This is a genomic window from Crenobacter sp. CS_VA4 (assembly GCF_055597485.1).
Window position 1 is genome coordinate 1 of record NZ_JBVMAE010000005.1, and the last position, 24,949, is coordinate 24,949.

Below are 24,949 nucleotides of genomic sequence, written 5' to 3' on the forward strand. Positions count from 1 at the left end.
GGCCGCATCAGCATCAGCGGTCCGGCGCAGGACCTGCTCAACGACGACCGCGTGCGTAACGCCTACCTCGGCGAATAAGCGTATATGAGCGTCATCGCAAGCCCCGACGTGCTGGTTCACCAGCTCGTCGGGGCTGTTTTTTTGCCGCCGTTGAGCCTGCTGCTGCTGGCGATGTTCGGCTACTGGCTGGGGCGACGAGGCTGGGTCAAGCTGGGCCGAAGCCTGCTTCTGACCAGCGCCGTGCTGTTCTACCTGCTCGCCACGCCGGCGTGCTCCTTGTGGCTGAACGGCCTGTTAGAACGATACCCGCCACTATCGGCGGCAAAGCTCGCCGAGGTCGACGCGATCGTCGTGCTCGGCGGCGGCAAGCGGCCGGCGCCCGAATACGGTCGCGACCAGCCGGCGGCGGACACGCTGATCCGGCTGCGCTACGCGGCGCACTTGGCACGCGCGAGCGGCAAGCCGGTACTGGTCAGCGGCGGCGCGCCGAATGGCGGCACACCGGAAGGGCAGGTGATGGCCGCCAGCTTGCGCAACGACTTCGGCGTCACGGCGCGCTGGGTCGAGGACGGTTCGGACACCACTGCCGACAACGCCCGGCTTTCGGCCAAGGTATTGCACCGTGACGGGGTGCAGCGGATCGCGCTGGTGTCGCAGGGCTGGCACCTGGCCCGGGCGGTACCGGCCTTTGCCGAGCAGGGACTGCAGGTAGCGCCTGCGCCGACCGGCTATGTGCGCTACGAGATCGACGGCGCGCGGCTGTGGCTGCCGCAGGGCCGCGCGATGCAGGAGTGCCATACGGCGCTGCGCGAGCTGATTGGGATCGGCTACTATGCCTTGCGTCATTATTGATTAGAGTCGCTAACAAAGCCCAGCGAAGCGCTCCCGGCTAGGCGCCCCGGCCGCAGACAGTACAAGGCGTACGGCAAGGCCGGGCAACAACGCCGGGAGGTTTTGTTAGCGACTCATTAGAGGGCAGGCGTAAGAGGGCAGGCGTATGAACGTGGGCGCATTGATCATCGGCGACGAGTTGTTGTCAGGCAAGCGGCAGGACAAGCACCTGGCCGCGCTGATCCGGATTCTGGCCGCGCGTGGCATGAAGCTGGCGTGGGCCGAGTATCTGGGCGACGTGCCGGTACGAATCGAGGACGCGATGCGCCGGGCGCTGGCCTCGGGCGATCTGGTGTTCAGCTTCGGCGGCATCGGCGCGACGCCGGACGATCACACCCGCCAGGCCGTCGCCACCGCCGCGGGGGTCGAACTGGTGGTGCACCCGGAGGCCCGCGCGCTGATCGAGGGGCGCTTCGGTGCCGATGCCTATCCGCACCGGATTCGTATGGGTGAGTTTCCCGCCGGCAGCGGGATCATCCCCAATCCGGTCAACCAGATTCCCGGCTTCAGCATCGGCGACCTGCACTGCGTACCGGGCTTCCCGGCTATGGCGTGGCCGATGATCGAGTGGGTGCTCGACACCCGATATTCGCAGTTGAAGAATGACCAGCCGGACGTGGAGCGTTCGCTCAAGGCGATCGGCGCCCGCGAGGGCGACCTGATCGAACTGATGCAGGACTTCGTCGCCCGTTACCCGACGCTGCGTTTCTCGAGCTTGCCGTCGTTCGCGCGCGCCGACGTGCCCGGGCACATCGAGTTCGGCTTCAGCGGGGCGCCGGCGCTGGTCGAGATTGCGCTCGGCGAATTGCGCAAGGCGCTCGAGGCGCGTGGTTATCCGCTAGCCTGATTCTGTTTTCCCGTTGTTGACCCGACCAGGGCCACCGTTTCCGGTGGCCCTGGTCTTTTTTGATTTCAAGCAAATGCTTGAGAATCATTTGTATTGCATTTGGCTAAGATAGCGAATACGTTGATAACGCTGTTCTGGTTTAAGGTAAGATTGCTCGCAGTGAAGAATCGTATGCACGAATCGGTGATCAAGGTGTAAGGCATGACCCTACGACGAATCTTCCTCAAGCCGGCCATCCTCAGTCTGGCGGCGATGTTGCTGTTGGGCGAGACCGGATTTCGCCTCTACGCCGCGGCAAACGCGACGACTGCCGCCGAGGGCGTGCGTTTGCAGAGCTATCTCTATGCCGCCGAGCTGCGCCATAGCTCGGACGACATGACGCGGTTTGCCCGTAGCTACGCCGAAACCGGCGACCCTCGCTTCGAGAAGCTCTATTGGGACATTGCCGCCATCCGCAACGGCGAGTCGCCGCGGCCGCAGGCCTATCACCGTATCTACTGGGACTTCGTCGCCGACGGTCAGGCCAAGCCGCGCCCGGATGGCCCGCCGGTATCGCTGCGGCAATTGATGCAGCGCATCGGCTTCACCCGGCAGGAATTCGCCCGCCTGAACGAGGCGCAGGCCAAGTCCGATGCGCTGATGCGCATCGAGCTCGTCGCGCTCAACGCGGTGAAGGGGCGCTTCGAGGATGGTCACGGTCAGTTCACTCGGTATGGTGCACCCGACCGCGAGCTGGCGTGCAGGCTGTTGAACGACGCGCAATACCACCGCTACAAGGCGCAGATCATGCGGCCGCTCGACGACTTCTACGTGTTGTTCGAAGGGCGTACCGCCGCCGCGGTGCAACAGGCCAAGGCTGTGGAGCAGCGCTGGCTGGCGGTGCTGTGGGCACAGCTGGCGGCCAGCGTGGCGCTGGTCGGCGGCGGGCTGTTCCTCGCCTACCGCAAGCTGCGCAATCTGCTCGGCGACGGACATTTGGCGATGGTGGCGGCGTTACAGCCGCGTCCGGTCGATCATGGGGTCGAGCCATCTAGCCGTTGAATGCTTACCGAACCCAATGCCAATGGCGGCCAGCGGCCGCCATTTTTGTCGCCCCTCTTCGCTGTTTACAGCTCGCGCAGCGGATGCGCTTCGGCCGACCAGTGCTCGGCGAAATGGCCGTCGATCCAGTCCTGATCCACGTCGGCCAGGGTCGCCGGCTGCCAGCGCGGCGCCTGGTCCTTGTCGATCAGTCGGGCGCGTACACCTTCCAGAAAATCCGGTCGGGCACAGAAGTTGACCGATAGCGCCAGCTCGGCGCGGAACGCGTCGGCGAGCGACGCCGCCGCCAGCCGCTCCTGGATCGCCCAGCCGACCGCCACGGTGCTCGGTGAGCCGTGCGCCAGCGTCTGGGCGGCGCGGGACAGCCACGGGTCGTCCGACGCGTTGCCCTGCGCGATCAGCCTGGCCGCGACGTCCTGGATATCGCCCGCCTGCAGCGCCGCCTGCAAGGCCAGCTGATGCCGCGCGATCGGCGACGCAGGCAGCGTCACCGGATGCGCGGCGGTAAAGCGGTCGAGCACGCGGTCGAGTTCTGCCTGGTTGGCCGCCGCATGTTGATGCCAATCGCCGGTGCCTAGCGCGTCGAGCAGTGCCGGCAGGCTGTCGCTCGGCAGCGTGCGGTCGGCGAGACCGAGCAGCAGCGTGTCGTGCGCGTTCAACGGGGCGCCGGTCATGGCCAGGAAGCGGCCGAGCCGGCCGGGCAGGCGGGACAGGAACCAACTGCCGCCGACGTCTGGATACAGCCCGATGCTCACTTCCGGCATCGCCAGTCGGCTGCTGTCGGTGACGATGCGCGCGCTGGCCCCCTGCAGCAGCCCCATGCCGCCGCCCATCACGATGCCGCTGCCCCAGACCAGCAAGGGTTTCGGATAGCTGTGCAGGCGGTAGTCGAGCCGGTATTCCTCGGTGAAGAACGTTACCGCGGCCGGGTGAGGGGCGGGGGCCGGTTCGGCGAGCAGCGCGGCGCGCAGCCCCTTCACGTCGCCACCGGCGCAGAACGCCTTGTCGCCGGCGCCGTGCAACACCACCAGGGCGATCTCGGGCGCGGCCGCCCATTCGGCCAACTGCGCGTCGAGCAGGCGGATCATCGCCAGATTGAGCGCGTTCAGCGCCGCCGGCGCGTTGAGCGTGGCGACGCCGATCTGTGCGCCGTTGGCGCTGCGGCGGGTGTCGAACAGGACGGGGGCTTCGCTCATATCGTCTCCAGTTGTGGTAGCGGACGCACTCGGCGCCTCATTTCCGCCATTGTGCGTTGGTAACGTTTCACTGTCAGCCTAATATTACGTTAACGTAAACGTTAACTGGTTGTGGTGTAGCAACAAGCAAACGGAGACAGCACGATGACGCAGGCAACACAGGACAATGTGGTAGTGGTCGGCATGGCACGCACGCCGATGGGAGGCTTTCAGGGGGCGCTGGCGGCGTGTAGCGCCAGCGAACTCGGCGCGGTGGCGATCCGCGCGGCGCTGGAGCGCGGCAAGGTGACGGCGGACAGCATCGACACGGTGCTGATGGGCTGCGTGCTGCCGGCGGGTCAAGGCCAGGCGCCGGCACGCCAGGCGGCGTTGAAAGGGGGCTTGCCGGTGTCGGCGGCGGCGACCACCGTCAACAAGATGTGCGGTTCGGGCATGGAAGCGCTGATCCTCGGCCACGACCGACTGCTCGCCGGTTCGGCCGACCGGGTGGTGACGGGCGGCATGGAGAGCATGAGCAACGCGCCATACCTGATCCCGAAGGCGCGTGGCGGGTTGCGGCTCGGCCACGGCGAGCTGAAGGACCATCTGTTCCTCGACGGCCTGGAAGACGCCTACGAGACCGGCACGCTGATGGGTGTGTTCGCCGAGCGCTGTGCCAGCCACTACGGCTTCACCCGCCAGCAGCAGGACGAGTTCGCGCTGGCGTCGCTGAGCCGCGCGCAGGCGGCGATCAACGGTGGCCGGTTCGCCCGCGAGATCGCACCGGTGACGGTGGCCGGCCGCAAGGGCGACAGCCACACGGTCGATACCGACGAGCAGCCGCTGGCGGCCAACCCGGCCAAGATCCCGACCCTGAAACCGGCGTTCCAGCGCGACGGCACCGTCACCGCCGCCAACTCCAGCTCGATCTCCGACGGCGCCGCGGCGCTGGTGCTGATGCGCGAGTCGGACGCGCGCGCGCAGGGCCTGACGCCGCTGGCGCGCATCGTCGGCCATGCGACGCACGCGCAGGCGCCCGACTGGTTCACCACCGCGCCGGTCGGTGCGATCAAGAAGCTACTCGGCAAGGTCGGCTGGGACGCGCAGGAGGTCGACCTGTACGAAATCAACGAAGCGTTCGCGGTGGTGACGATGGCGGCGATGCACGAGCTGGCGCTGCCGCACGACCGCGTCAACGTGCACGGCGGCGCCTGCGCACTCGGCCACCCGATCGGCGCGTCGGGCGCGCGCATCGTGGTGACGCTGTTGGCAGCGCTCGAGCAGTACGGCCTGCGCCGCGGCGTGGCCAGCCTGTGCATCGGCGGCGGCGAAGCGACCGCGGTCGCGATCGAACGGCTGTGAGGGCGGCGCGATGCGACTGACGGCAGAGCAGGAACAGATCCGCGACGCGGTACGGCGCTTCGTCGCCGAGCAGGTGGTGCCGCGTGCGGCGCAATGGGACCGCGACCACAGCTTCCCGCGCGAGGCCTTGCAGGGTCTCGCCGAGCTCGGCTGCTTCGGCCTGACGGTGGCGCCGGAGTGGGGCGGCGCCGGCCTCGATACGCTGACCGCCGCCGCGGTGATCGAGGAAATCGCCGCCGGCGACGGCGCGCTGTCGACGATCATCTCGGTGATCAACTCGGTCGGCTGCGGGCCGATCGAGCGCTTCGGCAACGACTGGCAGAAAGAGGCCTTCCTGCGCCCGATCGCCAGCGGGCAGTGGCTGTCGGCGTTCTGCCTGAGCGAGCCGGAGGCCGGCTCCGACGCGGCAGCGTTGCGCTGCAGGGCGCGGCGCGACGGCGACGACTACGTGATCGACGGCGTGAAGCAGTTCATCACCAACGGCCGGCACGCCGACCTCGCGATCGTGTTCGCGGTCACCGACCCGGCCGCCGGCAAGAAGGGCATCTCGGCCTTCCTGGTGCCGACCGCCACGCCCGGTTACCGGGTGGTGCGCACCGAGGACAAGATGGGCCAGCACGCCTCCGACACCTGCCAGCTGGCGTTCGACGGCGTGCGGGTGCCGGCCAGCCACCGGCTCGGCGCCGAGGGCGAGGGCTACAAGATCGCGCTGGCGAATCTCGAGTCGGGCCGCATCGGCATCGCCGCACAGTGCCTCGGTATGGCACGCGCCGCGCTGGCGATCGCCACCCGCTACGCCGGCGAACGGTGCAGTTTCGGCCAGGCGATCATCAGCCATCAGGCGGTGGGGTTCCGGCTGGCCGACGCGGCGACCCGACTCGAGGCGGCGCGGCAGCTGCTCTGGCACGCGGCCGGGCTGCGCGACGCCGGCCTGCCGTGCCTGACCGAGGCGGCGATGGCCAAGCTGTTCGCGTCGGAAACCGCCGAGACGGTGGTGTCGGCGGCCTTGCAGACGCTCGGTGGCTACGGTTATCTCGCCGATTACGGCATCGAGAAGATCTATCGCGACGTGCGGGTGGCGCAGATCTACGAAGGCACCAGCGACATCCAGAAGATGCTGATCGCGCGGGCGCTGGAGGAGGGAGGCGTGGTCTGACGGGCAAGGTTGGCCGAACCGTTCGGCCAACCTCGAGAGGGGGTCAGTGCCCAGTGACGATCACTGCACCGCGACCTTGGCTAGCGTTGGCAGGAAGGCCTTGGCCGGCACGAAGCCGATCACCCGTTCGGCCTCACGGCCGTCGGCGCCGAACAGAATCAGCCCGGGCGGACCGAACAGGCCGAAGCGCTTCAACAGTGCCTGATCGGCCGCGTTGTTGGCGGTGACGTCGGCGCGCAGCAGCGTCATGCCCCGCAGCTTGGCGGCCACGGCCGGGTCGGTGAAGGTATCGGTTTCCAGTTCCTTGCACGAGACGCACCAGTCGGCGTAGAAGTCGAGCAGCACCAGCTTGCCCGCGCTGGCAGCGATCGCGGCGTCGAGCTCGGCCACACTGCGGACAGGCTGGAACGGCAATGCTTCGGCCGAGCTGGCGACGCTGCCACCGAACAGGCCCTTCAGCGGCTGGCGCGGGTCGGCGCTGCCGGAGAGCGCGCCGACCAGTTGCGCGGCGCCAGCCAACAGCAACAGCACACCGAGCGCCTTGCCGAGCTTGTGCCAGACGGTGGCGTTGCCGTGCAAGGGTTCGAACGCCTTCAGGAACACCGCACTGCCGATCGCCAGCGTCGCCCAGCCGAGCATTGCTAGCCACAAAGGCAGGAACGGGCTGGCGAGATAGATCGCCAGTGCCAGCATCAGCACGCCGAAGCCCGCCTTGACGGTTTTCATCCAGCTGCCGGCGCGCGGCAGCACGGCGCCGCCGAAGGTGCCGATCAGCAGCAAGGGCAGGCCGAGGCCGAGCGCCATCATATACAGCGCCACACCGCCGAGCAGCGCGTCACCGGTGCTGCCGATATAGCCGAGCGCCAGCGCCAGCGGCGGCGCGACGCAGGGGCCGACGATCAGCGCCGACAGCGCGCCCATCGCGAACACGGTCACGTAATGGCCGCCGGGCAGGCGGTTGCTGACATCGGCCAGGCGGGATTGCAGGGCGTTCGGCAATTGGATCGAGAACACGTCGAACATCGCCAGCGCGAACACCACCATCAGTACGGCGGCGGTCAGAATCACCACCGGCTGCTGCAGCCAGACGGTCAACAGTGCGCCGGTCATTCCTGCGACGACGCCGACTGCGGTGTAGCTGAGTGCCAGGCCCTGCACGTAGGCGAGCGCCAGCAGGAAACCGCGGCGATGGGTCAGCGTGTGCCCTTGCCCGGCGATCAGCGACGACAGGATGGGCAAGAGCGGGTACATGCAGGCGGTGAAAGCGAGCGCCAAGCCGGCGACGAAGAAGGTGCCGAGCGTCGCGCCGATCGAGGCGCGGGACAGCGTGGCCTCGGTGCTGCCTGCCGGCGGCGCGTTGGCGCGGTTACCGCCTTCCAGCCATTCGAGCGGGTTGAGCTTGCCGCCGGCCGGCGCGCCGACCTCGAGCAGTTTGGTCTGCGGCGGGTAGCACACGCCGACGTCGGCACAGCCCTGGTAGGTGGCCTTCAGCGTGAAACGCGTCGGTGCGCCGGCGCTGACCGGAAAGGTGATCACCGCCTCGTGTTTGAAGATGGTCTGTTGGCCGAAGAAGGCGTCGTGCTTTTGCTCTCCGGTCGGGAACGCCGGTTTTCCGACCAGACCGGCCGGCACGCTCGCGAACGACATCCGGTCGCGGTACAGGTAGTAGCCGTCGGCGATCTTGAAGCGCACGGTCAGTTGCTGACCGGTTTGTTCGACGCTGGCGGCGAACGCCTTTTCCGGCGGCAGCAGGTCGTCCGGCGACAGCGCGTGCGCCAGCAGCGGGGCCAGCATCAAGAGCGCGGCGCCGAGGCTGCGCCACAGGCGGGATGGGAACAGGGATGGCAGCATTGTCTCGATTTATCGGTTTTGTCGTGAGGATTGACCGCCGCGGAACGGGCGGGTTCCCGCTGCGGCGCTCACGCTATCATTGTCGGGCGACGGCGGCAAATCTGACAGCCTGCTTGGCCGTTGCGCTACGATAGTGGCAGCCGGTTCGTCCGGCGAATCAAAAAAGCGACCGACCGACAGGTCAGGCCGCAAGCAAATCACGAAGGGGCTTTAACACACCATGCGAGAAACGATTTACTTCGCGCACGCCAACAGCTTTCCGGCGAGCGTGTACCGCAAGATGCTCGCCACGCTGGCGAGCGAGCACGAGGTCGGCTACAAGGACCTGATCGGTCACGACCCGCGCTTTCCGGTCACCGACTGTTGGCCGCACCTGGTCGACGAGACCATCGGCTATATCGAGAGCCACTATGCGGAGCCGGTGGTCGGCGTCGGCCACTCGCTCGGGGGCTTCCTGCTGTTCTTCGCCGCGATCCGCCGGCCCGAGCTGTTCCGCAGCCTGGTGATCCTCGACTCGCCCTTGATGGGGCCGCTGCGCTCGCGCGGCATCTGGCTGTCGAAGAAATTCGGCCTGATCGACCGGATGACGCCGGGCGGCAAGGCGGTGCGGCGCCGCGACGGCTGGGGCAGCGTCGCCGAGGTGCGCGACTATTTCGGCCGCAAGCCGATGTTTGCGCGCTGGGACCCGGACTGTCTGACCGACTATGCCGAGTTCGGCACCGTCGACGACGGCCGGGGGCAGCGGCTGCTCAAGTTCCGCCCGGCGATCGAGCACGCGATCTTCCGCCACCTGCCGCACAACTTCCCGCGCTACAGCGGCCGGCTCAAGGTGCCGGCGGCGTTCGTCGCCGGCACACACAGCAATGTGATCAAGCCGGCCGACCTGCGCTATATGCAGCGCCACTTCGGCATGCGGGTGCTGCACCAGAGCGGCTCGCACCTGTTTCCGCTGGAGCATCCGCAGGAGACCGCGCGCAAGATCCTCGAGCTGATTCCGGCGCTGACGCGCTGAGTCGCTTCGGCCAACGTACGAAAGGCGACCCGTGAGTCGCCTTTTTCATGCCGGTTATGCCGACAATCAGCCCTGGCGCTTGTCGCGTTCGATCAACGCGTACGCCGAGTGGTTGTGGATCGACTCGAAGTTTTCCGATTCGACCACGTACGACACGACCCGCGCGTCGTCGTTGAGCTTGGCCGCCACGTCGCGCACCATGTCCTCGACGAACTTCGGGTTCTCGTAGGCGCGCTCGGTCACGTACTTCTCGTCCGGCCGCTTCAACAGGCCGTACAGCTCGCACGACGCCTGCTGCTCGACGATGTCGATCAGCTCTTCGATCCAGACGAAGTCTGTGGTGGTCGCGGTGACCGTCACGTGCGAGCGCTGGTTGTGCGCGCCGTATTGCGAGATTTGCTTGGAGCACGGGCACAGGCTGGTGACCGGGACCAGCACCTTCATGGTGAAGGTGTACTCACCGTGTTCCACCGCGCCGATGTACTGTACCTCGTAGTCGAGCAGGCTCTGCACGCCCGACACCGGTGCGGTCTTGTTGACGAAGTAGGGGAAGCTCATCTCGATGTAGCCGGACTGGGCTTCGAGGCGCCCCACCATCTGCCGCACGATATTCTCGAACTCGCTCACCGAGATCTCGCGCTCCTGCGTCTGCAGGATTTCAACGAAACGCGACATGTGCGTGCCCTTGAAATGGGCAGGCAGATGCACGGTCATGTTGAAGAGGCCGATAGTGTGTTGCACGCCGTTCGTACGCTCGGCAACCCTTACCGGATGGCGGATGCCCTTGATGCCAACCTTGTTGATCGGCAGATTGCGACTGTCGTGCGAGCTTTGCACGTCAGGGATGGCGGTGTCTTTCATGCGCTTTGTGGTCACGGTGGTTGGACGGGTCAAGTATAGCGCCAGCAAAATAGTCGAGTAAAGTTGTCGGAAATCGATGCGTTATCAGGCGATTAGCATGGCAAGCCAACCACCGCCAACCATTCCGATTAGCGAGGCGGCAAGCGTGGGCAGGCACTGTCGCGCCAGTGGTACACCACCGAGGGTCAGGATCACGCCGAACTTGAAGGCGGTGTTGGCGGCCACCGCCAGCGCCAGCGCGGTCAGCATCGCCGAGGCGGCGATGCGTTGGTCGCCGAACAGGTTGAACACCGTCAGCGAGATCGCGTCCAGTTCGTAGATGCCGGAAATCAGCGCCACTGCGTAGACGCCCTTGTCGCCGAACTCGGCGTTGAGCCAGGCGGCACAGAACATCACCAGCGCAAACACCGCGCCGAAACCGAACGCCAGCTTCAGCTCGGTCGGGTTGGACAGCGCCATGGCCGGTTGTTCGGCGTTGGCGTTGCGCGTGTGCGCCCAGCGCGGCAGCATGGTGAGAAGCCCGAGAGCCAGGCCGGGCAGCAGCATCAGCGCCACCAGCCGTGCCGCGGTCGGGGCGACCACCAGCGCCAGCACGATCAGCCGCGCAAACAACACCAAGTTGGCGAGTAGGATCACCGACTTGGCGAGCGGCGCGCTGACCGGGTTGGCGTGCACCTCGCGCGAGTAGACGAAGCTGGTAGCGGTGCTGGAGGCGAGGCCGCCGAGGATGCCCAAGAGCGGTCCGCTGGCGCGCTCGCCCAAGAGCCGCACCAGCAGATAGCCGGACAGGCTGACACCGACGATCAACACCACCATCAGCCACACCACGTAGGGGTTGAACGCGTGGTAGGGACCGAAACTGCGGTTGGGCAGGATAGGCAGCACGATGAACGACAGCGCGACAAACTGCAGCAGTGACAAGAAGTCGTGGCGGGTGAACTTTTGGAGCATGCCGGTCAGTTCCGGCTTGAGATAGAGCAGCGCGGCGGTGACCACGCCGAGCGCCACCGCCAGCGAGGCGCCACCGTGCCAGATCAGCAGGCCGAGTGCGTAGGTGACCAAGAGGGCGATCAGCGTGGTGGTGTGTGGTTCGGCGACCGGCACGGCGTCGTCGCCACCGCCGTGGAGGTGACTGTGCGGCAAAAAGCCGAAGGCGGCCACCGCCAGCAGGCCGACGACGGCGAGGAGCGGGGTATTGGCCAGGCCGGCCAACATGCCGGTCAGGCAGCCGAGCAGCGCGGTGAGCGGAAAGGTGCGGATGCCGGCCAGCGCATGGCGCTTGCGCTCGCGTTCGATCCCGATCAGCAGGCCGATCGCCAGCGCCACCATGAAGCGCGGCAGAAAAGCGAACGGCGTGTCCTGCAAGTTGAAAAACATTGCCAGGTCCACGCCGTTCATGTCGGCCTCCGTCGAGGTGAAGCCTTAATCTGCTGCGTAATGCGGATGCTGCGTTGGGCGGTCTGCGTACGAATCTGGGATTCGCCCAGCGATCAGAAATCCTCATGGACAACAGTCCATTCAGGTTTCTGCGCGTCTATCGCTTCGCCTGCGCGCCGCGCGCGACGGTTTAGAGCTTCCTTATGGATTCAGCCTAGCACGGATTGCCGCCTCGATTCCCTGCGCGTTCAGGCCCGCGTCGGCCAGCAGCAGCGCCGGGTCGCCGTGCTCGCCGTAAGCGTCTGGCAGGCCCAGCTGCAGCACCGGCACCTGGCGGCCTGTACTCTGCAGATATTCCAGCACCGCCGAACCGGCACCGCCCATGATGGCGTTCTCTTCCACCGTGACCAAGAGCTCGTAGCTGTCGGCCAGCTGCGCCACCAGCTTCTCGTCGAGCGGCTTGACCCAGCGCATGTCGGCGACGGTGGCGTCGAACGCCTCGGCCACCGCCAGCGCCGGCGTCACCATGCTGCCGAACGCCAGGATCGCGACCTGTTTCTTCGAGCCCTCACGGCGGATCCGTCCCTTGCCTAGCGGCAGCGCGGTCATCTGTTCCTCGATTGCCGCGCCTGGGCCGGTACCGCGCGGGTAGCGCACCGCGCTCGGGCCGTGGTGCTGGTAGGCGGTATAGAGCAGCTGGCGGCACTCGTTCTCGTCGGACGGGGTCGCGATGATCATGTTCGGGATGCAGCGCAGGTAGCTGATGTCGAACGCGCCGGCGTGGGTCGGGCCGTCGGCGCCGACCAGGCCCGCGCGGTCGATCGCGAACAGCACCGGCAGGTTCTGGATCGTCACGTCGTGGATCAGCTGGTCGTAGGCGCGCTGCAGGAAGGTCGAGTAGATCGCCACCACCGGCTTCATGCCGTCGCAGGCCAGGCCGGCGGCGAAGGTCACCGAGTGCTGCTCGGCGATGCCGACATCGAAGTAGCGGTCCGGGTGTTCCTGCTCGAAGCGCACCAGGCCGGAGCCCTCGCGCATCGCCGGGGTGACGCCGACCAGACGCGGGTCCTGCTTGGCCATGTCGCACAGCCAGTCGCCGAACACCTGCGTGTAGGTCGGTTTGCCGCCGGACTTGCCCGCCGTCCCATTGGCCGGGTCGAACTTGGACACGGCGTGGTAGGCCACCGGGTCGTTTTCGGCCAACTTGTAGCCCTGGCCCTTCTTGGTGACCACGTGCAGGAACTGCGGGCCCTTCAGCGTGCGGATGTTCTTCAGCGTGCTGACCAGCGCGTCGAGGTCGTGGCCGTCGATCGGGCCGATGTAGTTGAAACCGAACTCCTCGAACAGCGTGCCGCCGGTCAGCAGGCCGCGCATGTGCTCTTCGACTTTGCCGGCGATGTCGCGCACCGGCGGCAGGATGCCCAGCGCCTTGCTGGTGCCGTCGCGCACCGCGTTGTAGAAGCGGCTGGAGAGCACTTGAGACAGGTAGTTGGTCAGCGCGCCGACGTTCGGCGAGATCGACATCTCGTTGTCGTTGAGGATCACTAACAGGTCGACGTCCATCGCGCCGGCGTTGTTCAGCGCCTCGAAGGCCTGGCCGGCGGTCATCGCGCCGTCGCCGATGATCGCGACCGCCTTGCGGTCGAGCCCCTGCGCCTTGGCCGCGCAGGCCATGCCGAGCGCCGCGCCGATGCTGGTCGACGAGTGGCCGACGCCGAAGGTGTCGTAGTCGGATTCCTCGCGCTTCGGGAAGCCGGCCAGGCCACCCTTCTGGCGCATCGTGCCCATCCGCTCGCGGCGGCCGGTCAGGATCTTGTGCGGATAGGTCTGGTGGCCGACATCCCACACCAGGCGGTCGTCCGGGGTGTTGAACACATAGTGCAGCGCAATGGTCAGCTCGATGCTGCCCAGGTTGGACGCGAAGTGGCCGCCGGTATTGCTGACCGACTCGACCAGGAAGTCGCGCAGTTCGTTCGCCAGTTGCGGCAACTGCTTGCGGTCGAGCTCGCGCAGGTCGGCCGGGTAGGCGATGGTGTCGAGTAGTGGGTACATAAATCTTTCGGCCTCAGAACGAGCGGGCGACGATGTAGTCGGCCAGTGCCTTCAGGCGGTCGGCGGCCGGGCCGAACGGCTCGAGCGTGGCGAACGCTTCGTCGCGCAGCTCGCGGGCGAAGCGTTTGGCCTCGGACAGGCCCATCAGGCTGACGTAGGTTGGCTTGTTGTTGGCGGCGTCCTTGCCGGCGGTCTTGCCGAGTGTGGCGGTATCGGCCTCGCAGTCGAGCACGTCGTCGACCACCTGGAACGCCAGGCCAATGCGCTTGGCGAAGTGGTCGAGTCGCTCTGCCTCTTCGTTAGACAGCTCGCGACCGGCCAGTGCTCCCAGCCAGACCGCGGCGCGGATCAACGCGCCGGTCTTCAAGAGGTGCATGTATTCGAGCTCGGCCAGGCTCAGCTGCTGACCGACGCTGGCCAGATCGATCGCCTGGCCGCCGGCCATGCCGCCGTGGCCGGCCGCTTCGGCCAACCTCAGTACCATCTTCAGCTGCGCAGGGGCTGCTACGCCGTCCATCGGTCGCGCCAGCTGCTCGAACGCCAGTGTCTGCAGCGCGTCGCCGACCAAGAGGGCGGTCGGCTCGTCATAGGCGACGTGACAGGTCGCCTTGCCGCGGCGCAGCACGTCGTCGTCCATGCACGGCATGTCGTCGTGCACCAGCGAGTATACGTGGATCATCTCGACCGCACAGGCGGCCCGCTCGACGTTGGCTGAATCGGCGCCGACCAGCTCGCCGGCGGCAAACGCCAAGAGCGGGCGCACTCGCTTGCCGCCTTCGAGCGTGACGTAGCGCATCGCGTCGTGCAGCGATTCCGGTGCGATATGGCTCGCCGGCAGCGCGGCGGCCAGTGCGGTTTCCATGCGTTGCTGGATGCTGGTCATCCAGCCGATGAAGGCGGTATCAGACATTCGGCAGGTCCAGCGGTTTGAGTTCGTCGTTTTCCAGCATTTTCAGCTGCTGCTCGGCGTCGGCGAGCTTGCCCTGGCAGAGCTTGATCAGCTCGATGCCCTGTTTGTACGAAGCCAGCGCGCTTTCCAGCGGCATGTCGCCGCTCTCCATCGCCTGGATCAGTTCTTCCAGCTGGGAGAGAGCGGTTTCGAAACTGGCGGGAGCCTTCGGCGCTTTGGCCATGGGGTGTCCTTGTGTCTTGCTGGTATTTGGCTGGCGGCCATTCTAGGCGTTTTGCGTGATGCCTGCCAGCGAGGGAAAAGCGCGCGGATGAAGCCGGTCGCCATCGTACAGCCGGGCCCATCCGCGCTCTTTAAAATAATAATGTTTACGACTGTTGCGCCACCTTCTTCGGCATCAGCAGCGACGCGATCACCGAGCCGATGATCACCGTGAATACTACGCCGAGCGAGATCGACACAGGGATGTGGACGATCTTCACGATCAGCATCTTCATGCCGATGAAGGTCAGCACGATCGCCAGACCGTACTTAAGCAGGTGGAAGCGGTCGGCCACGTCGGCAAGCAGGAAGTACATCGCGCGCAATCCGAGGATGGCGAAGATGTTCGAGGTCAGCACGATGAACGGGTCGGTGGTCACTGCGAAGATCGCCGGGATGCTGTCGACCGCGAAGATCACGTCCGACAACTCGATCATCACCAGCACCAGGAACATCGGCGTGGCAAAGCGCAGGCCATTCTTCACCACGAAGAACTTCTCGCCGTGGAACTCATCGGTGACGCGCATATGGCCGCGCACGAAGCGCAGGATCGGATTATCGGTCAGATCCGCCTCTTCGTCCTTTTCCGGCATCATCATCTTGATGCCGGTGAAGATCAGGAAGGCGCCGAACACGTAGAGGACCCAGGCGAACTCGGCCACCAGCACCGCGCCGACGCCGACCATCAGCGCGCGCAGCACGATCGCGCCGAACACACCGTACACGAGCACGCGGCGCTGGAACTCGACCGGCACCTTGAAGAAGGCGAAGATCATCAGGAACACGAAGATGTTGTCCACCGCCAGCGCTTTTTCGATCACGTAGCCGGTGAAGAACTCCAGCGCCTTGTCCTTGGCGACCGCCGGGCCGTAGCTCGGGTCACCGGCCAGCGTCCAGTACAGCCAGCCGGCAAACGCCACCGACACGGCCACCCAGACCAGCGACCAGCCGAGCGCCTCCTTGGCGCTGACCTTGTGTGAACCTTTCTTGTTGAGTGCGACGATATCGATCGCCAGCATGACCATCACGGCCACGAAAAATACGCCGTAAAACAGTGGGCTACCCACGGACGGCAAGGATTCCTGCATTATTGACAGTCTCCAATCGGTTGGATGATGACGGTATGGCGCCGTGGTCGGCGCCGTTGTTATGGGGTCGGGCAGTTGCGGCGGGCGGCGCTGCCGGGGACGCACGCCAGTCCCGTATTGACCGTCGTTGCGTCCGGACGCCTTGCCCGTGCCCGCCGGCCGATGCCGACTCTATTTATTGTTTCGGCCGACCTGTCCAGCTGGGGCCGGTGCGACCGGTTTTCAATGGTTGCCCATCTGGTGTAGGGTGCAGGCCGTCCATTATGACGACTTCACCTGAACGGGGTTCATCGCGTGACGCAAAAAACCATTCTGATCACCGGCTGCTCCAGCGGCATCGGCGAGTGCGTGGCCCACGGCTTGGCCAAACGCGGCTGGCGGGTATTCGCCACCTGCCGCAAGCCGGCCGATGTGCAGCGACTCGCCGCTGCCGGCCTGGAGGCGCTGCAGCTCGACGTCGACGACAGCGCTAGCATCGACGCGGCCTTGGCCGAACTGGCAGCCCGCACCGGCGGCCGGCTCGACGCGCTGTTCAACAACGCCGGCTACGGCCAGCCCGGCGCCGCCGAGGATATTTCGCGCAGTGCGATGCGCGCCCAGTTCGAGACCAATCTGTTCGGCGCCTGGGAGCTGGCCAACAAGGTGCTGCCGCTGATGCGCCGCCAGGGTCACGGCCGGATCATCTTCAATAGCTCGATCCTCGGCTTTGCCGCGATGAAGTGGCGCGGTGCCTACAACGCCAGCAAATACGCGATGGAAGGGCTGTGCGACACGCTGCGCCAGGAGCTGCACGGCAGCGGTATCCACGTGTCGCTGATCGAGCCCGGCCCGATCCGCAGCCGCTTCCGCCCCAACGCCCTCGAGAAGTTCCTCGCCAACGTCGACATCGAGCACAGCGTCCATCGCGAGGCCTACCAGGACCAACTGGAGCGCTTGAAGAAAGAGGGCGCCGCCGCACCGTTCACGCTCGGTCCGGAGGCTTGCCTCGCCGCCTGCATCAAGGCGCTCAACGCCTCCCACCCGGCCGCGCGCTACCGCATCACCACCCCGACCAAAGTGTTCTGGTACCTGAAGCGGCTGCTGTCGAGCCGCGCGCTCGACGCGCTGCTGCGCCGCGCCGCCTGATTCCGATCCACCGCGACCATTGTGGCGGGCTTTTCTTCGCCCAGCCTTTCAATCTGTTTTTGCCGGGCTGGCGCTATGGACGCGGCGGGCCGTTCGGCCGGGCTATCGCGCTGGCGCCGCGCACGGCGAAGCCGACCCGGTCGATCGTCCTGCCCTTGTCGTCGCGCAGCTCCAGGCGATGGCGGCCGGGGAAGGGAAACCAGGCCAGCGTCGCGCCGTGGCCGATGACCCGGCCGTCCATCCACCACTGGGCGCGCAGGACGCCGTGGGCGCGCAACACCATGCGTTGGTTGGCCGGTGGGACGTCCGGATCGAGCGCGAACAGGCTGCCGTCGAGCGGCGCGACGATGCCGGGGGGCTGGTTGGCCTGCCGGTCGCGTTCCGGCACGATCAGGGTGCGCTCGGTGCCGGCAAGGAACCACTCCTGCCGGGGCGCCTCGACATTGCCGGCGTAGTGCACGTTGCGTCGTACCACCCCGGCCGGCGCCGCCGGGGGCGACGACGGTGGGGCCGCCTGTTGCAGCCGGTCCATTACCGCCAGCCACACCGGGGCGGCACCGTGCATGCCCGACACGTCCCACATCGGCGCGCCGCTGGCGTTACCCACCCACACCGCCACCGTGTAGCGGCGCGAAAACCCCACCGCCCAGTTGTCGCGCATGTCCTTGCTGGTGCCGGTCTTCACCGCGCTCCAGTAGCGGGTCGACAGCGCGCTCTCCAGCCCGAAGGTACGCGCCCGCGCGGTGCGGTCGGACAGGATGTCGGCGACGATGAAGCTGCTGGCGGCATCTAGCTTGCGTTGCGGCGCGAGGCGGCGGGTGCCGAGTGTCCAGTTCGGCGCGCTGTACATCCCCTGGTTGGCGAGGGTGCGGTAGGCATTGGCGAGATCGATCAGGCGGATGTCGGCGGCGCCCAGTGCCAGGCTGTAGCCGTAATAGTCGCCATCCTGCACCAGGCTGCTCAGCCCCAAGTCGAACAGCCGGTCGCGCAGTCGGCTCGGCGAGACGATCTCGATGGTGCGCACCGCCGGCACGTTCAGCGACGAGGCCAGCGCGGTGCGCACCGACACCAGACCCTTGAAATCCTTGGCGTAGTTCTGAGGCGCGTACAGGCCCGAGGCGGTCTGCAGGTCGAGCGGGCTATCGTCGAGCAAGGATGCGGCGCTCAGCCAGTGGCCCTGCAGCGCCAGTTGATAGAGAAACGGTTTCAGCGTCGAGCCGGCCTGGCGCAGCGCGGTGACGCCGTCCACCTCGCCCGCCGCCGACAGCAGACCACTCGAGCCGATCCAGGCGAGGATGTCGCCGCTCTGGTTGTCGAGCACGAGCAGTGCTCCATCCTGGACATTGCGCTGCGCCAGTGCGGCGAGGTGGCGCTTGAGCACGCTGCTGGCGTAGCGCTGCAGCCCGGCGTCCAGCGTGCTGGTGACCCGGGTGCCGGCGGCTATAGGCTGGCGCGCCAGCAGCTTGCGGGCAAAGTGCGGCGCCAGCTGGCTGGCGAACGGGTCGGGGGCGTCCTTGCGCGCCATCGCCTGGCGGGTGCGGATCGCCAGCCCGGTGCAGTCGGCCCGACCGGCCTGCAGGTCCTTGAGCAGCCGGCAGGCGCGCTCGGCCACCCGGTCGGCCGGGGCGTTCGGTGCGCGGATCAGCGCGACGGCGATGGCCGATTCTTCGTTGTCGAGGCCGCTGGGCAGTTTGCCGAACAGCGTGGCCGACAGCGCCGACAGGCCGACCAGCTCGCCGCGGAATCCGACCAGGTTCAGGTAGGCCTCGAGGATCTGCGCCTTGCTCCAATGCGTTTCCAGCCAAGTGGCCGACCAGCTCTGGCCGACCTTCTGCCAGACGTCCCGGCCGTTGCGCCCGGCTTTCAGGTCGGCGTCGAGCAGGCCGGTCAGCTGCATGGTCAGCGTCGAGGCGCCACGGGTGCGGGTGTTCCACAGATTGCCCCAGGCGGCCGCGGCGACACCGGCCCAGTCGACGCCGCTGTGCTCGTAGAAGCGCTTGTCTTCGGACAGCAGCAGCGCATGGCGCAAAGCCGGCGAGGTATCCGACAGCGTCACCCAGTCGAGCCGGCGCGCCTGCTTGTCGACCCGCAGCCGTTGCAAAGGTTGGCCGAAGCGGTCGAGCACGATCACGTCGGACGGCCGCCAGGCCGCCTTGACCTCGGCGAAGCTCGGCAGGGCGTGGCAGGTGGCGGGCAGCGCCGCCAGCAGCAGGGCGAACAGGTGCCAGCGCCAGAGCGGTCTATTTGGCATCGACGACCTTGAACACCGGGTTGGGCAGTTGGCCGAACACGCTCGGCGCGTACAACGCCTCCACCCGGGTCGGCGGCAGCTGGAAGCTGCCCGGGTTGTTCAGGCGCATGCGGTACTGCAGTTTCAGCCGGCCGCGCGGCACATAGCCGTAGTAGGCGCGGTAGCCCGAGAAGCGCCGCTCGACATAATCGGCCTCGTCGTTGTCGCGGGCGGTGCCTGCGTTGGCGATGGCCGAGTCGCGGCCGAGGCCGCTGCCGAGCAGGCTGGCGCCGGCCGGGATCGGGTCGTCGACCACCACCCAGCTCATCTCGGCCTGGGCGTCCACGTCCAGCGTCACCTCCACCACGTCGCCCGGCTGGTATTGGCCGGCGGTCTTCTGGCTGACCGGGCTTAGGGTCTTCCGCACCGTGTAGCCGGCCGAACGGGGTGCGCGCAGCTTCACCGCCGCCTCTGCCTGCACCGTCGCCCACGGCGCGCCTGTGCCCTGGTGACTCAGTTGCAGCGTACCGCTGCCGCCGGCGGGCCAAGGCAGTAGCGGCAGCGCCGCGGTCTTGTCGCCCTGCCAGGCGACGCTCTTGCGCTGCTCGCCGAGCGAGACGCTGGTGTTGCCGCCGACCGGCACGGTCTCGAACTGGCGCGAGAACTGCGCGACCGCCAGCGTGCCCCACAGGTTGGCGGTGGTGGTCTGCCAGTGACCTTTGTCCTGGCGGCCCAACAGGCCGGTCAACAGGCGCGGCAGGTCGGCGCGCCAGTCGGGCAGGGCGTGCGCCGCCAGGAGCAGTCGCGCGGCGTTGACGTCGCCGTTGCCCATCAGCCACCAGGCGGCATCGTCGCGCTCGGTGCTGAAGGCGAGGCGTGTGCCCTGATAACTGAGCCGGCTGCGCAGTAGATTGCCGGCTTCGGCCAACCTGGCTGGGCGGTTGGGGATGGTCGGCACGCGGCCCAGCAGGCTTGCCCAGTCGATCAGCATCGCGGTGCTCCACGATTGCGGCTGCAGGTTCAGCGCGTCGAGCATGCGCGGGGTGAAGCGGCCGTAGCGCGATAGCGCCTCCATCGCCGTCAGGCGGCGGGCGTCCAGATCCTGGCGCGACAGCGGCAGCTCGCGCTTGAGCCGTCCTTCGACAAAGGCCGTCAGGCCGTCGAGCAGGCGTTGGCGGGGGGGCTCCGGAATCGCTTGGCCGGACTCGTGCGCTACCGCCAGCAGGTAGCTGGTCAGCACGTCGCTGCCACGATCGCCGTCGCCCTCGCCGAGCGGGAAGTAGGCGGCAAGACCGCTGCTGTCCTGGTACAGCGACAGCTCGCCCATCAGCTTGTCCCAGCGCGCCCTGTCATGCAGCCCCAGCGCCACCGAGGTGCGCTGCTCCAGGCAGACATAGGGATAGGCCTCGAACCAGCGTCGTACCCCGGGCAGTGAATCGCCGAGCTTGGCCTGCAGGCTGACGCGCAGGCCGCCGCGCTGCGGCAGCGCATCGGCGGGCAGTCCGACCGGGATAGCCTGGCTCGGCTCCAGCTGCACCAGTGTGGCTTGCTGCACCGTCACCGGCACGGCCGGGTCGACCTGCTGCCGGATCGCCAGTCGGTCGGCGGCCTTGCCGGCGGCTTCATGCGCCGCAAAGGTCCACTTCAACTCGGCGAGGCCGTTCGGCACCGTGATCGGCCAACTGGCTTCGCGCGCTTCGCCGACCGGGATGGTCAGGGTGCGGGCCGGTAGGGTCGGCAGGCCGGGCGCCGCCGCGCTCACGCTGACGGTCAGCGGCCGTTCGCTGCCGTTGTGCAGCGTCACCGCGGCGCTCAGCTGGTCGCCCTCGCGCACCAACGGCGGTATCCCCGAGCTGATCTGCAGATCCTGGCTGACGGTGATGCTGTTGCTGCCGCTGCCGAATTGCTGCCGACCGACGTCGGCCACTGCCACCAGGCGGAAGCGGGTCAGCGCGTCGTTGATCGGCACCGCGACCGTGGCGGTGCCGTCGGCGCCCAATACCACGCGCGGCTGCCAGGTCAACAGCGTCTCCAGCAGTTCGCGGGTCGGCGCCTTGCCGCCCCCGCCGCCGGGCGGCAGCGCCTTGCGGCCGTAATGGCGCTTGCCGACTACCTCGAGCTGGGCGGTGGCGGTCTCCACGCCGTAGCTGTGGCGCTGCTGCATCGCTTCCAGCAGCTCCCAGCTGCGGTTGGGCTGCAGCTCCAAGAGCGCCTCGTCGACCGCGGCGAACGCCACCTCGGTGCCGGCCGGGGCGGGCTTGCCGTCCGGCAGACGCACCCGTACCCGCACGTGGGCGGTCTCGCGGATGCCGTACTTGCTGTGCTCGGGGCTGACCTCGACGCTCAGGTGGTTGATCTTGTCGTCGACTTTGATCTCGGCCACGCCGTATTTGAACGCCGGGCGCGACAGGTCGACCAGCGCGGTCGGCGCGGTGTAATCGCCGCCCTCGTTCCAGAACGCGTCCCACCAGTCGCGCGGGGTCTTCCAGCCCCAGGTGAAGAACGAGTACCACGGTACTTCCCTTAGTCTGCCGCGCACCGCCAGCACCGAGACGTAGACGTTCGGCGTCCAGCCCGGCTCCACCTTCACCTCGATCACCGGGTGCTTGCCTTCGATCTCGACGACCCGGGTGTCGAGAATGCCTTCGCGCTCGATCGCCACCCAGGCGGTGGCCTTGCGAAACGGCATGCGCACCTGGAAACGGGCGGTCTCGCCGGGGGCGTAGCTGGTTTTTTCCGGCAGCACGTCGATGCGGTCGTTGTTGTCGACGTCGAACCACAGCTCGTCGTGGCGGCTGACCCAGATGCGCTGGGCGCTTTGCACGGCGTTGCCCTTGTCGTCCTGCGCCTCGGCGATCAGCTCCATGCTGCCTTCGTCCTTCAGCGCCACATCGCACAGCAGCAGGCCTCGCGCGTCGGTCTTGCCCTGGCACACCTGACCCTTGGCGGCGGTTTCCTCGTCGTGCTCCCAGGCGTAGAAGCCGCCGACCAGGCGCTTGCGGGTCGACAGGTAGCGGTGCTCGACCATCTTGACCGTCACCGGCTTGTTGGCGAGCGGCTTGCCGCGGATGTCGAGCAGCACGGTCTTCAGGTTCAGGGTTCTGCCTACCGATACCCAGCTGTCGACGTTGATGCCGACAAATACCGCCGAAGGCAGCAGCGCGATGCGCCGCGACAGCGTCTGCACCTCGCCGTTCGGGTCGCGGTAGGCCACCTCGCTGACCAGGTCGTAGCGGCGATCGAGCTTGGGCAGTCCCTTGATGGTGGTCTTGCCGTTGCCGTTGTCGTCCAGGCGTAGCGCCGCCTTGTCGAGCACCACCTTGCCGTCCAGCGTGGCCTGGTTTTCGCCGGAGGGCTGGTCAGGCGGGTTGAAGCTGAAGGCTTCGTAGCCTTGCAGGCTGGAATAGCTTTGCTCCAGCATCGCGCTGACCTCGACCGGCCAGCCCTTGGCCGGGCCGCCATTGCCCCAGGCCAGCGACACGTTCAAGGGCAGGTCGCGGGCGGCGATGCCGGCACCGGGCGGCGCGCTGATCCGGCCGGTCATCGTCGGCAGGCGGAATTCCTCGACCCGGAAGCTGCCGCTCTCCAGCGAATAGCCGTCCAGTTCCGGGCTGGCCGGCAGTGCGCTGTCGGCCGAACCGCGCTTGCCCTTGCGCTCCAGGTAGATGCTGTATTCGCCGAGCTTGGCGACGGCGGGCAGGGCGAAGCTCGATTCGGCGTAGCGGCCCTGGCGCCAGACAAGCGGCAGGGTGAACTCGTCGTTGCTGCCCTGGTGCACCAGCCGGGCCTGTTCGGGTAACTGGCCGGCCTTGAGCAGGGCCAGGCCCTGGCCGTTCTGCACGCGCAGGAAATGCTTCATCGACACGGTTTCGCCGGGACGCAGCAGGGTGCGGTCCATCACCGTGTGCGCGATGATCGCCGGGCTGTCGCCGCTGCCGGTCGGGAAGGGGAAGCGCCAGGCCTCGATGCCGCGGTTCCAGGTCGAGCGGGCGAACGACACGTCCTCGTGGCCGGCGGCATCCTTGCTGCGCGCGGTGATGAAGAAGCCGGACAACTCGTCGTTGTCGCAACTGGCTTCGTTCAGCCGGCTGCTGATGCGCGCCACCCCTTGCGGGTCGGTGCGGCCCTGCCACAGCGGCTGGCCCTTGCAGTCGTAGACGTGAATCTCGGCATTGGTGACGGGGCGCGCCTTGTCGAGGCTGGTGACCCACACCGCGGCGTTTTCCGGCGAGCGCTTGAAGTGCACTGCCATATTGGTGACCAGCGCGGCGGTGCGCACGTACATCGGCGTGTTGCCGCCGAGCAGCGACTGGCCGAGCAGCCGCGATTCCACCTCGACGATATAGAGGCCCGGTTGCGCGAGCGGAATGCCGACCACCTCGAACGGCCACTTGCCCTTGGCGTCCGGCTGCACCGGCAGCGTCAGGCGGCGGGCGCCCTTGTCCGGTTGAGCAGCGACAGGCGGCGGCTCTCCATCATCTTGCCGCGGCCGACGTCGATGCTGCTCTCGTGGTAACGGGCGATCTTGCCGAGCCAAGCGAGCATCTGCCGGTCGTCGGTGACTCGCAGGCGCTGGCCGCCCAGTTGCACCGCCTTGATCGGCAGCTGGGCCTCGACGCCGCGCAGCGTGATCGGCAGCGACGCGTCCGGGCCGGCCTCGATGATGCCAAACGGCGCGGCGGCGAACTTGGCCAGCGGCGGGAAGTCGGCCAGTCGGATCGCCAGCGGAAACTTGCCGGCATTGGTCAGCGGCCGGTCCACCTCGTCCTTGAAGTCGGCCGGCAGGCTGAGCGTCAGCGTCTCGCGCGGCGGAAACGGCGGGGCGAAGCTGATGCTGTCCACCGGCCGGCCGCGGTTGTCGCCCTGCGCAGCGGGCTGGCGCTCGGCTCCGGCCACCTTCAGCCGCACGGCGGCGGCCAGCTTGGCCGGCACCGGGGTGGAGAAGTTCAGCACCAGCGGCTTGAACGGGATGCAGGCGCCCTGGGCGTTTTCGCGGCTGCAGCTCAAGGTGGCGGTAAACGGCGGGCGTACCTTGTACTCGATCCGATCCGGCGTGCCGCGGCCACGCGGGTTGACCAGGGTCAGTTTGCTGTCCGGCGGCAGACGTTGGCCGCAGCGCACGGCCAGGATGCTGTCGGCGTCCTTGTCGAGCTTCAGGTGGCGGATCAGCAGCTTGCGCTCGGTGGCGGCCAGCGGCGTGACCGGGATGCGCTCGGGCAGGCTGGCCGACTGGCAATAGAGGCCGGGCAGGGCGGCGGGGCGGGCGTTGACGCGCAGCACGAAGGCCTGGTCTTCCTCGATCAGCTCGCCGTCGGAGGGCCAGCTGGTGACGATGGCGGGCGCGCCGGTGGTGAAGGCGTAGCTGGCGGCGGACAGCGGGCTGCCTTGTACGTCTTTTAGACCGGGTTTGAGGGCGAAGCGGCACTGGGTATTGGCGGGCGGGGCGTTCTTGATGTCGAGCACCCAGGTCTTGTCGTCGACCCAGTGTGCCTTGCCCTGCAGGGCGCACGACCACTGCACCGGCGCCGGGGCCTCGCTGTTGCCCAGGCGGATCATCGGGCTGTCGAAGCTGACCCGCACCTGGCTTGGGCTGCGCACCTCGCCTTGCGGGCTGAAGGCGGCAACTCCGGAGGCTTGTGTTACTCCGCTGCTCAGCCAGAGTACAGTCCCCACCAAGAAATACAGGATGGTTTTCATCCGTGCTTCCTTT

The 24,949-nt window shown here is 67.4% G+C and carries 18 protein-coding genes; 7 read left to right on the plus strand and 11 right to left on the minus strand.

Annotated features, from left to right (window positions below; translation table 11 throughout):
- The first annotated feature begins 84 nt into the window (after positions 1-84).
- The 3 genes from ACZ2IA_RS06030 to ACZ2IA_RS06040 all read left to right on the plus strand — a co-directional run bounded on the left by ACZ2IA_RS06030 (position 85) and on the right by ACZ2IA_RS06040 (position 2,779).
- Entirely contained in the window at positions 85-852 is a 768-nt protein-coding gene (locus ACZ2IA_RS06030) for a YdcF family protein (protein ID WP_470291676.1), read from the plus strand.
- 145 nt (positions 853-997) lie between these two features.
- On the plus strand, positions 998-1,738 hold the full coding sequence (locus ACZ2IA_RS06035) for a competence/damage-inducible protein A (RefSeq protein ID WP_470291677.1): 741 nt from the start codon (positions 998-1,000) through the stop codon (positions 1,736-1,738).
- Positions 1,739-1,939: 201 nt separating this feature from the next.
- Positions 1,940-2,779: a hypothetical protein gene (locus ACZ2IA_RS06040; RefSeq protein ID WP_470291678.1), complete on the plus strand. Its 840-nt coding sequence runs from the start codon at positions 1,940-1,942 to the stop codon at positions 2,777-2,779.
- A 65-nt stretch (positions 2,780-2,844) separates the two neighbouring features.
- On the opposite strand, the gene ACZ2IA_RS06045 is transcribed toward ACZ2IA_RS06040, so the two are convergent.
- Positions 2,845-3,975 carry an enoyl-CoA hydratase/isomerase family protein gene (locus tag ACZ2IA_RS06045; RefSeq protein WP_470291679.1) on the minus strand — a complete coding sequence of 377 codons (1,131 nt, stop codon included), beginning with the start codon at positions 3,973-3,975 and terminating at the stop codon, positions 2,845-2,847.
- A gap of 144 nt (positions 3,976-4,119) precedes the next feature.
- Between ACZ2IA_RS06045 and ACZ2IA_RS06050 the strand changes: the two genes are divergently transcribed.
- Both ACZ2IA_RS06050 and ACZ2IA_RS06055 read left to right on the plus strand, forming a co-directional pair.
- Positions 4,120-5,316, plus strand: a complete 1,197-nt coding sequence (locus ACZ2IA_RS06050; RefSeq protein ID WP_470291680.1) for an acetyl-CoA C-acyltransferase — start codon at positions 4,120-4,122, stop codon at positions 5,314-5,316.
- A 10-nt stretch (positions 5,317-5,326) separates the two neighbouring features.
- Positions 5,327-6,472 carry an acyl-CoA dehydrogenase family protein gene (locus ACZ2IA_RS06055; RefSeq protein WP_470291681.1) on the plus strand — a complete coding sequence of 382 codons (1,146 nt, stop codon included), beginning with the start codon at positions 5,327-5,329 and terminating at the stop codon, positions 6,470-6,472.
- 60 nt (positions 6,473-6,532) lie between these two features.
- Here ACZ2IA_RS06055 and dsbD read toward each other — a convergent pair whose 3' ends face one another.
- Positions 6,533-8,323 carry a protein-disulfide reductase DsbD gene (gene dsbD / locus ACZ2IA_RS06060; RefSeq protein ID WP_470291682.1) on the minus strand — a complete coding sequence of 597 codons (1,791 nt, stop codon included), beginning with the start codon at positions 8,321-8,323 and terminating at the stop codon, positions 6,533-6,535.
- Positions 8,324-8,543: 220 nt separating this feature from the next.
- Here dsbD and ACZ2IA_RS06065 point away from each other — a divergent pair, with 220 nt between their 5' ends.
- A complete protein-coding gene (locus tag ACZ2IA_RS06065; RefSeq protein ID WP_470291683.1) occupies positions 8,544-9,335 on the plus strand; it encodes an alpha/beta fold hydrolase in 792 nt (263 codons plus the stop codon).
- A 66-nt stretch (positions 9,336-9,401) separates the two neighbouring features.
- Here the strand turns inward: ACZ2IA_RS06065 and folE2 are convergent, their stop codons facing one another.
- The 6 genes from folE2 to ACZ2IA_RS06095 form a co-directional block, all read right to left on the minus strand.
- Positions 9,402-10,196 (minus strand): GTP cyclohydrolase FolE2, encoded by a 795-nt coding sequence (gene folE2, locus ACZ2IA_RS06070; RefSeq protein ID WP_470291684.1) that lies wholly within the window; start codon positions 10,194-10,196, stop codon positions 9,402-9,404.
- Between the two features lie 84 nt (positions 10,197-10,280).
- On the minus strand, positions 10,281-11,594 hold the full coding sequence (locus ACZ2IA_RS06075; RefSeq protein WP_470291685.1) for an MgtC/SapB family protein: 1,314 nt from the start codon (positions 11,592-11,594) through the stop codon (positions 10,281-10,283).
- Positions 11,595-11,774: 180 nt separating this feature from the next.
- Positions 11,775-13,625 (minus strand): 1-deoxy-D-xylulose-5-phosphate synthase, encoded by a 1,851-nt coding sequence (gene dxs / locus ACZ2IA_RS06080; RefSeq protein ID WP_470291686.1) that lies wholly within the window; start codon positions 13,623-13,625, stop codon positions 11,775-11,777.
- A 13-nt stretch (positions 13,626-13,638) separates the two neighbouring features.
- Positions 13,639-14,535 (minus strand): polyprenyl synthetase family protein, encoded by an 897-nt coding sequence (locus ACZ2IA_RS06085; RefSeq protein ID WP_470291687.1) that lies wholly within the window; start codon positions 14,533-14,535, stop codon positions 13,639-13,641.
- Positions 14,528-14,758, minus strand: coding sequence for an exodeoxyribonuclease VII small subunit (locus tag ACZ2IA_RS06090; RefSeq protein WP_470291688.1), 231 nt, complete (start codon positions 14,756-14,758; stop codon positions 14,528-14,530). Before ACZ2IA_RS06090 ends, ACZ2IA_RS06085 begins: the two co-directional genes overlap by 8 nt.
- 145 nt (positions 14,759-14,903) lie before the next feature.
- On the minus strand, positions 14,904-15,884 hold the full coding sequence (locus ACZ2IA_RS06095; protein WP_470291689.1) for a TerC family protein: 981 nt from the start codon (positions 15,882-15,884) through the stop codon (positions 14,904-14,906).
- A gap of 294 nt (positions 15,885-16,178) precedes the next feature.
- Here ACZ2IA_RS06095 and ACZ2IA_RS06100 point away from each other — a divergent pair, with 294 nt between their 5' ends.
- The gene (locus tag ACZ2IA_RS06100) at positions 16,179-17,009 is read left to right on the plus strand and encodes an SDR family oxidoreductase (RefSeq protein ID WP_470291690.1); all 831 of its coding nucleotides are present in this window, start codon (positions 16,179-16,181) and stop codon (positions 17,007-17,009) included.
- 73 nt (positions 17,010-17,082) lie between these two features.
- Here the strand turns inward: ACZ2IA_RS06100 and pbpC are convergent, their stop codons facing one another.
- Genes pbpC through ACZ2IA_RS06115 form a run of 3 tightly spaced genes read right to left on the minus strand, consistent with a single transcriptional unit; the run spans position 17,083 to position 24,936 of the window.
- Positions 17,083-19,260: a penicillin-binding protein 1C gene (pbpC, locus tag ACZ2IA_RS06105; protein ID WP_470291691.1), complete on the minus strand. Its 2,178-nt coding sequence runs from the start codon at positions 19,258-19,260 to the stop codon at positions 17,083-17,085.
- Positions 19,250-23,653: an alpha-2-macroglobulin family protein gene (locus tag ACZ2IA_RS06110; protein WP_470291692.1), complete on the minus strand. Its 4,404-nt coding sequence runs from the start codon at positions 23,651-23,653 to the stop codon at positions 19,250-19,252. Before ACZ2IA_RS06110 ends, pbpC begins: the two co-directional genes overlap by 11 nt.
- A gap of 8 nt (positions 23,654-23,661) precedes the next feature.
- A complete protein-coding gene (locus ACZ2IA_RS06115) occupies positions 23,662-24,936 on the minus strand; it encodes an Ig-like domain-containing domain (protein ID WP_470291693.1) in 1,275 nt (424 codons plus the stop codon).
- Positions 24,937-24,949 lie beyond the last annotated feature (13 nt).

Bases quoted from the DNA above. Each gene is read 5' to 3' on its own strand.
- ACZ2IA_RS06030 (WP_470291676.1), top strand. From the start codon at position 85: ATGAGCGTCATCGCAAGCCCCGACGTGCTGGTTCACCAGCTCGTCGGG.
- ACZ2IA_RS06035 (WP_470291677.1), top strand. From the start codon at position 998: ATGAACGTGGGCGCATTGATCATCGGCGACGAGTTGTTGTCAGGCAAG.
- ACZ2IA_RS06040 (WP_470291678.1), top strand. From the start codon at position 1,940: ATGACCCTACGACGAATCTTCCTCAAGCCGGCCATCCTCAGTCTGGCG.
- ACZ2IA_RS06045 (WP_470291679.1), bottom strand. From the start codon at position 3,975: ATGAGCGAAGCCCCCGTCCTGTTCGACACCCGCCGCAGCGCCAACGGC.
- ACZ2IA_RS06050 (WP_470291680.1), top strand. From the start codon at position 4,120: ATGACGCAGGCAACACAGGACAATGTGGTAGTGGTCGGCATGGCACGC.
- ACZ2IA_RS06055 (WP_470291681.1), top strand. From the start codon at position 5,327: ATGCGACTGACGGCAGAGCAGGAACAGATCCGCGACGCGGTACGGCGC.
- dsbD (WP_470291682.1), bottom strand. From the start codon at position 8,323: ATGCTGCCATCCCTGTTCCCATCCCGCCTGTGGCGCAGCCTCGGCGCC.
- ACZ2IA_RS06065 (WP_470291683.1), top strand. From the start codon at position 8,544: ATGCGAGAAACGATTTACTTCGCGCACGCCAACAGCTTTCCGGCGAGC.
- folE2 (WP_470291684.1), bottom strand. From the start codon at position 10,196: ATGAAAGACACCGCCATCCCTGACGTGCAAAGCTCGCACGACAGTCGC.
- ACZ2IA_RS06075 (WP_470291685.1), bottom strand. From the start codon at position 11,594: ATGAACGGCGTGGACCTGGCAATGTTTTTCAACTTGCAGGACACGCCG.
- dxs (WP_470291686.1), bottom strand. From the start codon at position 13,625: ATGTACCCACTACTCGACACCATCGCCTACCCGGCCGACCTGCGCGAG.
- ACZ2IA_RS06085 (WP_470291687.1), bottom strand. From the start codon at position 14,535: ATGTCTGATACCGCCTTCATCGGCTGGATGACCAGCATCCAGCAACGC.
- ACZ2IA_RS06090 (WP_470291688.1), bottom strand. From the start codon at position 14,758: ATGGCCAAAGCGCCGAAGGCTCCCGCCAGTTTCGAAACCGCTCTCTCC.
- ACZ2IA_RS06095 (WP_470291689.1), bottom strand. From the start codon at position 15,884: ATGCAGGAATCCTTGCCGTCCGTGGGTAGCCCACTGTTTTACGGCGTA.
- pbpC (WP_470291691.1), bottom strand. From the start codon at position 19,260: ATGCCAAATAGACCGCTCTGGCGCTGGCACCTGTTCGCCCTGCTGCTG.
- ACZ2IA_RS06115 (WP_470291693.1), bottom strand. From the start codon at position 24,936: ATGAAAACCATCCTGTATTTCTTGGTGGGGACTGTACTCTGGCTGAGC.